The organism is Lentilactobacillus kisonensis DSM 19906 = JCM 15041, from assembly GCF_001434135.1.
GTDB lineage: Bacteria > Bacillota > Bacilli > Lactobacillales > Lactobacillaceae > Lentilactobacillus > Lentilactobacillus kisonensis.
In genome coordinates, this window is the sequence record NZ_AZEB01000075.1 from 1 (window position 1) to 1,661 (window position 1,661).

Sequence of the window (1,661 nt, forward strand, 5' to 3'; positions counted from 1 at the left end):
CCTGAATTATTCATAGTTCATAAAAATCCCGTCAGTTTTCGAAAAAACACGAAAACTGACGGGTATGTCTTTATCTTTTGCTGAAATACGATGTTTATCAGTTCTAGCTAGTGAGATCTTTCAACTAACTCAGAATTGCTTTGAACTTTTGGATACACTTGTCCCTTGGTTGTACAGATTTTTTTAATTTTGCCGGTTATTCAATAGCCTGGATACGCTGTAGAGCCTGGTAGAACAGCCGATGGTAAACATGATGCGAGCTCAGCCGCAACTGAATGCGTCGGCCAGTATGCACAACACGTGCCGCAACTTTGAATAAACGGATCCGCAATGTGCTAACGCACAAGCCGGAATCATGTTTTGTCAGTGCTAGCTGCTTTAAAAAGTTGACAATATTGTAAGCCAGTACACTAACCATCATCCGGGCAGCGTTGGCATTAAACGTTGAACTATCAGTCTTATCGAAAAAGAAACCTGTTTTAGCTTCTTTGATGTAATTTTCCATTTGGCCGCGTTTGTGATACAGTTCGAAGGCAGTTTCAGCCGTTAAATTAGTCAGATTAGTGACGATAAATTCATGTGAAAAGATCAGCTCACCGGCTGCTCGAGTTGATTTAATATAGATCTGCCGTGGCTTAGGCCACGATGCTGATTGATAGATTTCAGAGTAGTAGTGAGTCTCTTTCTCTTGCCACTGGGTTTTATCACTGATCTTGACGAACTTTTCAGCTAGATTCTGCAGTTTCCGATTGCATTTGAGTCGAATAATGTAAAACACATCGTCGGCTTCACAGACATCGTAAATTTCTGGCGTGGCGAAGCCACTATCACCACGAACCAGAATGTCAGTCGTGGGCAGTTGAGTTCGATAATGCTTTAATAGTGGTGTTAAAAAAGCTTTTACATCTTTGCTGGTGTAGGCATTTCCAGGACGCAAGACAGCTTTCAATAAGTTACCATCTTGATCAGTTGCCAGTAATGGATGATATCCTTCAGTACCATAATGTGCGTTGTAGTTAGTGGCTTCCTGTTTGCCATAAGTGTCTGAGTGAGTCGAATCGATATCAATAATCGTGGCTGTCTGGTTGGTTAACAGTCGAGCCCGATCGATCAAGGCCTCATTTAAAGTCTGTAATGTGCTAACACTATCTTTATCAAAACGTTGCCAAAAACGTGATATTGTTGCTTGTGAAGCCAAAGACGGTTTATCCAATAATAATTTAAAAAGTGGTTCTTTTTCTAAAAAAGTTGCCGCAAAATCTGTGCTATAACCGGCAATAATCTGAAGAATTAACTGTTTTAAGATACTAGAATTACTGTGTTGACAATACCGTCGCTGGTCACTGAACCTCAATAGTTTATCGGCCAAGTTGGTGAACTGAAACTTTGCCATCAGTTCTACACACAATGTTAGCCCGCCATCGGAAGATAATTGGCCACCCGTATGCGATACTAAAATGTTTTTGTTGAAATTGAATGCCATTTCCTGTAAAGTTTTCAATGTAGAGTCCTCTTCTCTCATGTGGTTTTGTTTGGCAATTTAACTATACCAGAGCTGAGGCTCTTTTTGTGCACTTAAAAGGTGAAAATGCAAAATACCCATCAAACGCGTGAAGCATGTGTTTGATGGGTATTTTGCATATCTTTGTGAATAAATCAGG

At 40.3% G+C, this 1,661-nt stretch carries 1 protein-coding gene; it reads right to left on the bottom strand.

Annotated elements, in window-relative coordinates; all coding sequences use genetic code 11:
* Positions 1-196: 196 nt before the first annotated feature.
* Positions 197-1,501, bottom strand: coding sequence for an IS1380 family transposase (locus FC98_RS13705; protein WP_056949756.1), 1,305 nt, complete (start codon positions 1,499-1,501; stop codon positions 197-199).
* Positions 1,502-1,661 lie beyond the last annotated feature (160 nt).